Below are 6,520 nucleotides of genomic sequence, written 5' to 3' on the forward strand. Positions count from 1 at the left end.
GCCGAGTAGGCGAGCAGGACCGGCGCCTCGTAACCCGGAACCAGACGCTTGTAGGAGTTGGTCGTCGGGTTGGCGAAGGCGTTGATGGCGCGCGCGTGCTTGATGATGCCGCCAATGTAGTAGAGGCACATGTCGGAAAGGTCGGCATACTTGTCGCCGGCGAAGAGCGGCTTGCCGTCCTTCCAGATCGACTGGTGGACGTGCATGCCCGAGCCGTTATCGGCATAGACCGGCTTCGGCATGAAGGTCGCCGTCTTGCCGTAGGACGCCGCCACGTTGTGGACGATGTACTTATAGAGCTGCATGCGGTCGGCCATGTTCAGCAGCGTGGAGAACTTCATCCCCAGCTCGTGCTGGCTCGGCGCCACTTCGTGGTGGTGCTTTTCCGGTTCAAGGCCCAGCTCACGCATGACGGCCAGCATTTCGGTGCGCATGTCCTGTGCCGAATCGATCGGCGGCACGGGGAAATAGCCACCCTTCGGACCCGGACGGTGGCCGAGATTGCCGCCTTCCATCATGGTGCCGGAGTTATAGGGGCCTTCCTCGGAGTCCAGCACATAGCCGGTTTCGTTCTGGGCCGTTTTCCAGCGCACATCGTCAAAGACGAAGAATTCGGCTTCCGGGCCGAAATAGGCCGTGTCGCCGACACCGGTCGAGGCCATGTAGGTCTCGGCCTTTTTCGCGGTCGTGCGCGGATCGCGGTTATAGGGCTCGCCGGAAATCGGATCGTAAATGTCACAGAAGACGGCGAGGGTGGGTTCCTGGAAGAACGGGTCGACGAAGGCGCCGGCCACATCCGGCTTCAAGATCATGTCGGACTCGTTGATGGCCTTCCAGCCATTGATCGAGGAGCCGTCGAACATCTGGCCGTCCTCGAAGAAGTCGGCATCGACCATCGACTTGTCGAAGGTCACGTGCTGCAGCTTGCCGCGCGTATCGGTAAAGCGCAGGTCCACATACTCGATATTCTCGTCCTTCATCTTCTTCAGAAGCGCGTCTGACATAGGGTCCTCGTGGGTTCAAAAATGCGCCCGGTGCCGGACGCAGGAAAGCGGATGGGAAGGCGGCAGGCTTGCACCCTAGAGTGCGTCGTCGCCCGTTTCGCCCGTGCGGATACGAATGGCGGTCTCGACCGGCATGATGAAGATCTTGCCGTCACCGATGCGCCCGGTCTGCGCCGCATTCTGGATGGCCTCGATGGCTGCATCCACGCGGGAGTCGGGCACAACCAGCTCGATTTTGATCTTCGGCAGGAAGTCGACCACATATTCCGCGCCCCGGTAGAGTTCGGTGTGGCCCTTCTGCCGCCCGAAGCCTTTGGCTTCGGTAACGGTCAGGCCTTGCAGGCCGATTTCCTGAAGGGCTTCCTTCACGTCATCGAGCTTGAAAGGCTTTATGATCGCCTCGATCTTCTTCATGAAGCAGGTCTCCTTGATGGCGTCAGGCATAGCCGAGGCAGGCTCTGTCTCAAGCCATTGCGGAGCCTTCGCGGGCGCAGCGCACATACGTGCACGATTGTGAGGCGCAAATGTTCAAGAGTGTGGCAGACAGCTTGCCCGGCGTTGACGTGATGGGCACAGCCGCCATGCGAAAGGCCGACGCTTTTGCCGTGGTGCAAGGTGTCAGTTCTTTTGGCCTGATGGAGGCGGCAGGGGCGGCCATCGTCAACGCCGTGACGCGGCGGTGGGCTGCCCGCCCCGTCGCGGTATTGTGCGGTCCGGGCAATAATGGCGGCGATGGCTATGTCGCAGCGCGTGGGCTTGCAGAGCTTGGCTGGCCAGTCTCCGTTTTCAGTGTCACACCGGCCTTGGCGCTTGAAGGAGACGCCCGGCTAGCCGCAAGCCGCTGGGGTGGGCCTGTAGCCGGTCTCGATTCCTTCAAGGCAGGCCGGTTCGGCCTCATTATCGATGCGCTTTTCGGAGCAGGACTGTCCCGTCCGCTTGAAGGAGCGCCCTTGCGTGCCGTCGAGACGGCGAATGCCTCGCGGGCGGTGAAAGTGGCAATCGATGTACCAAGCGGCGTGCAGGGCGACCGGGCCGGGCTTGCGGGTGCGGCTTTCACTGCAGACCTCACCGTGACGTTCCACCGGCTGAAACCAGCGCATCTTTTTGCACCGGCCAGCCAGCTTTGCGGTGAAGTCGTCTGCTCAGGCATAGGCATACCCGATGGCTGGCAGGTGGACGCGCCACCGCTGGCGGAAATTACATCGCTCGGCCGAGTGATCCTGCCCGATTTCGCCCATGCCTCTGACCGGCACAAACACCAGAAAGGACGGCTTTGCGTGCTCGCGGGCGGGCCGGGGGCGACGAGCGCGGCGCGTCTTTCTGCCGATGCGGGCCTGGTGGCCGGTGCGGGGCTCGTCACACTGCTTTGCCCGCCAGCCAGCCTGATCGAGGCGGCGGGCGGCAATCCGGCCATCATGACGCGTGCGATTCGTGAGGCCGACTTTGCGCAAACGCTCGACCGACACCGCGCCAGTGCTGCGGTGCTCGGTCCCGGAGCAGGGCCGGGCGAAGAGTTGCTGGGGCGCGTGGACGCAGCGCTTGTGGCCGGAATCCCGCTCGTGCTGGATGCTGACGCGATCACCTCGCTCGCCGAAGCCGCGCCTGACAAGCGCCCCACCTTGCATGAAAAGGTTGTGCTGACCCCGCACGCCGGAGAGTTTGAACGCTTGTTCCCCGGCAGGCTGGAACAAAGCCTGACGCCGCTCGACGCGGCCAGAGACGCAGCGCGCGAATGCGGCGCCGTTGTGGTTCTCAAAGGCCCAGCGACCGTAATTGCGTCGCCTGACGGGCAGGCCGTCGTCAATCCGGATGCCAGCGCGAGACTGGCCACGGCAGGCAGCGGCGATGTGCTGGCCGGACTGATTGGAGGGTTCTTGGCGCAAGGCACCGCACCCCTGGATGCGGCCGTGACAGCGGTCTGGCTGCATGGCCAGGCCGGGTTCCTGCTCGCGCCGGGCGGCAATGCGGCAGAGCTTTCGAGCCATGTCCGCAGTGTCCTGGGTGCCGCCGCCGCAGAACAGGCGCGCAGGCGGATTCTTGCCAGGCTTGCCGGTGACACATAGCCCATGGCCCTTGCCGTCAAGCGCGGCTATAGCCTGAAGCCTGGTTGAAGTTCATCGAATCCTACCCTTGCGGACCCGCCTTATGACCGAGAAAACCGCCGCCGAACTGGCCCAGTCGCGCACTGATGAAGACGCTCTGGCGTTCCACCGTCAGGACCCGCCCGGCAAGCTGGCCCTGGCACCGACAAAGCCGATGGCGACGCAGCGTGATCTGGCTCTGGCCTACAGCCCGGGCGTGGCTGCGCCCGTGCGGGCAATCGCTGCCAATCCGGATGCGGTCTACGACTATACCTCCAAGGGCAATATGGTCGCCGTTGTCTCCAATGGGACGGCCATTCTGGGCCTCGGCAATCTGGGGCCGCGCGCATCCAAGCCCGTGATGGAGGGCAAGGCGGTCCTCTTCAAGCGCTTTGCCGATATCGACGCCTTTGACATCGAGATCGATTACGAGGACCCGCAAAAATTCATCGATTGCGTGGCCGGTTTTGGCGACAGCTTTGGCGGGATCAACCTTGAGGACATAAAGTCGCCGGAATGCTTTGAAATTGAAGCAAAATTGCGTGAGCGACTGTCCATTCCGGTCTTCCACGATGACCAGCACGGCACCGCTATCATCGCTGCGGCCGGCCTGATGAATGCCTGCCATCTGACCAATCGCCGGTTTGAGGATATCAAGGTCGTACTGATCGGGGCGGGGGCGGCTGGCCTTTCGGTGCTCGAACTCATCAAGTCGCTCGGCGTGCAGCACGATCACGTCACGATCATTGACGTGAACGGTGTGGTGCATACCGGCCGTGATGATTTGCACCCGCGCCTGGCGCGTCATGCCCGCGAGACTCATCTGCGCTCGCTCGATGAAGCGATGGTGGATGCCGATGTGATGCTGGGGCTCTCCGCTGGCGGTATCGTGACCCAGTCCATGGTGAAGTCCATGGCCGCCGATCCGATCATTTTCGCCATGGCGAACCCGGTGCCGGAAATCATGCCCGACCTCATCAAGGCGGTGCGTTCCGACGCTATCATTGCCACTGGCCGGTCTGATTTTCCCAATCAGGTCAATAATGTACTGGGCTTTCCTTACATCTTCCGTGGGGCGCTCGATGTGCGGGCGACAACCATCAACGAGGAGATGAAGCTGGCCGCTGCCCGGGCACTCGCTGACCTGGCCCGCACCGACGTGCCCGACGAGGTGGCTACTGCCAACAAGACTGGCCGGTTGAGCTTTGGCCGCGATTACATCATCCCGTCACCCTTCGATCCGCGCCTCATTGCTTTTGTGCCGCCCTATGTGGCGCAGGCTGCCGTGGATAGCGGGGTTGCGCGCCTTCCCATGCCGGAAGCCGGTTCCGGCTACCGCGCGCGCCTCGCCCGGCGGCTTGATCCGACCGCTGCCCTGCAACAGCGCATCACCGAGGTTATCAAGTCGGAACCCAAGCGCATCGTCTTTGCCGAAGGTGAGGAGCCGAGCGTCATCCGCGCTGCTGCCGCCTTCCAGGCGCAGGGTCTGGGGACGCCTGTGCTGGTTGCGCGCGAACGTATCGCCGAGGCCAATATGAAGGAACTCGGAATCGAGCCGGGTTCGCTGGAAATCTGGAATGCGCGTCTGTCCGACCAGAATCCAGACTATGTCGACTTCCTCTATGAACGCATGCAGCGCCGGGGCTATCTGCGGCGGGACGTGCAGCGCCTCGTGAATAATGACCGGAATGTCTTTTCTGCCTGCATGCTCCGCTTTGGTGATGCAGACGGGATGGTGACGGGCGTCACCCGCCACTTCACCAATACGCTGTCAGACATCCGCCTGGTACTGGACGAGGCGCCGGGCGGGCGTCTCATCGGCCTGTCGCTGGCGATCAGCCGGGGGCGGACACTTGTTATCGCGGATACCAACGTCACTGAGTTTCCGGAAGCGCCGGAGCTCGCCGATATCGCCGTCAGCGCAGCGGCGGCAGCACGCAAGCTGGGCCTGATCCCGCGCGTGGCCTTTCTGTCCTATTCCACTTTCGGCAACCCGCCTGGAATCCGCACCGAGAAAATCCAGAGTGCTGTCCGCATGCTGGATGCACGCGGCGTGGACTTTGAATATGAGGGCGAGATGGCAGCCGATGTGGCCCTGAACCCCGACCATCGCGATTCCTACAGCTTCTCCCGGCTTTCCGGCGCGGCGAATGTGCTGGTCATGCCGGCGGTTCACTCGGCGTCGATCGCAACCCGGCTTCTGAAGTCGGCAGGCGGTGCAACAGTGATTGAAGGTCTGCTCGTCGGCCTTGAAAAGTCGGTCCAGATCGCACGGCTCGGTTCACCGGTGTCGGACATCGTGAACCTTGCCGGCATGGCGAGTTTCGACCTGACCCACCGGGAATAGATCTGGCCCCACCAGACGGCGTAACAGAGAATTCACGCACGCGGCTCTGGCGGGCAGGGGTGCAGCGGCCTAAGTGTCGGTGTCCTTTCCCGTGCCGGAACCCCTGCCCATGTCCCAGAAACGTAATGCCCGTGACCTGACGCAAGGACCGGTTTTCGGCCATCTCATGCGCATGGTCATCCCGATGAGCTTCGGCATTGTCGCGATGATGCTGGTGGGCATTGTCGATGCCTACTGGGTCGGACGGCTTGGCACCGTCCAGCAGGCCGCCGTCCAGTTCGTCTTCCCCGTCTCCATGGCGGTGATGAGTATCGCGATTGGCCTTGGCGCCGGGGCAGTGTCGGTTGTCGCCCGCGCCGCCGGGCGGGGCGATGGCGAGCGGACGAAGCGCGTGGCGACCGACGCGGTCATCCTGGCCCTTCTGATCACGGCCATCACCTCGGCCATCGGTATTGGCCTGATCGGTCCGCTCTTCCGTCTGATGGGCGCGAGCGAGGCGATGATGCCCTTCGTGCGCGAATACATGACGATCTGGTTTGCGGGCATCATCTTCATGGTCGGCCCGATGATCGCCAGCAACATCCTGCGGGCACTGGGCGATGCGATCCTGCCCAGCATCATCATGATACTCGCCGCTGTGCTGAACATGATCCTGGATCCGATCCTGATCTTCGGCCTTGGACCCATTCCGGCCATGGAGGTTCAGGGCGCCGCGCTCGCGACCCTGATCTCGAACATGGCCGTGTTCGTGATCGCGATGGGCATCATGATCTTCCGCGAGAAGATCATTGACCTCTCATGGCCGGGCCTCTCGGAAATGATGTGGAACTGGAGCGAGATCGCGCGCATCGGCGCTCCGGCTGCCGGTTCGAACATGATCAACCCGATGGCGATGACGCTAGTGTTTGCTGCTGCGGCCCGTTTTGGCGAACCAGCCGTTGCGGGCTTTGGCGTGGCGCAGCGCGTGGAGGCGCTCGCCCTCATTCCACTGTTCGCTCTTTCCGGATCGATTGGTCCGATTACGGGCCAGAATGGCGGGGCAGGGCATATTGACCGGGTCCGTGAAGCCTTCCGGTCGAGCTTCCTCT

Annotated in this window: 5 protein-coding genes; 3 read left to right on the forward strand and 2 right to left on the reverse strand. The window is 62.8% G+C overall.

From position 1 onward, the window contains the following. Together glnA and ACTS2Z_RS02705 are read right to left on the reverse strand one after the other, a co-directional pair. On the reverse strand, positions 1–1,004 hold a 1,004-nt coding region (gene glnA / locus ACTS2Z_RS02700), incomplete at its 3' end, for a type I glutamate--ammonia ligase (RefSeq protein ID WP_442571692.1). Between the two features lie 75 nt (positions 1,005–1,079). Beyond that, positions 1,080–1,418, reverse strand: a complete 339-nt coding sequence (locus tag ACTS2Z_RS02705) for a P-II family nitrogen regulator (protein WP_442571693.1) — start codon at positions 1,416–1,418, stop codon at positions 1,080–1,082. Positions 1,419–1,528: 110 nt separating this feature from the next. On the opposite strand from ACTS2Z_RS02705, the gene ACTS2Z_RS02710 reads away from it, so the two are divergent. From ACTS2Z_RS02710 to ACTS2Z_RS02720, 3 genes are all read left to right on the forward strand, one after another. Then, positions 1,529–3,067: an NAD(P)H-hydrate dehydratase gene (locus tag ACTS2Z_RS02710; RefSeq protein WP_442571694.1), complete on the forward strand. Its 1,539-nt coding sequence runs from the start codon at positions 1,529–1,531 to the stop codon at positions 3,065–3,067. Between the two features lie 82 nt (positions 3,068–3,149). Further along, entirely contained in the window at positions 3,150–5,432 is a 2,283-nt protein-coding gene (locus tag ACTS2Z_RS02715; protein ID WP_442571695.1) for an NADP-dependent malic enzyme, read from the forward strand. Positions 5,433–5,541: 109 nt separating this feature from the next. Continuing rightward, positions 5,542–6,520 (forward strand): MATE family efflux transporter (locus ACTS2Z_RS02720; RefSeq protein WP_442571696.1); only part of this gene is annotated, 979 nt, incomplete at its 3' end.

The organism is Glycocaulis sp., from assembly GCF_052168375.1.
Taxonomy (GTDB): Bacteria; Pseudomonadota; Alphaproteobacteria; order Caulobacterales; family Maricaulaceae; genus Glycocaulis.

Excerpts from the sequence above, each read along its gene's own strand:
- ACTS2Z_RS02705 (WP_442571693.1), bottom strand. The coding sequence starts at position 1,418 with ATGAAGAAGATCGAGGCGATCATAAAGCCTTTCAAGCTCGATGACGTG.
- ACTS2Z_RS02710 (WP_442571694.1), top strand. The coding sequence starts at position 1,529 with ATGTTCAAGAGTGTGGCAGACAGCTTGCCCGGCGTTGACGTGATGGGC.
- ACTS2Z_RS02715 (WP_442571695.1), top strand. The coding sequence starts at position 3,150 with ATGACCGAGAAAACCGCCGCCGAACTGGCCCAGTCGCGCACTGATGAA.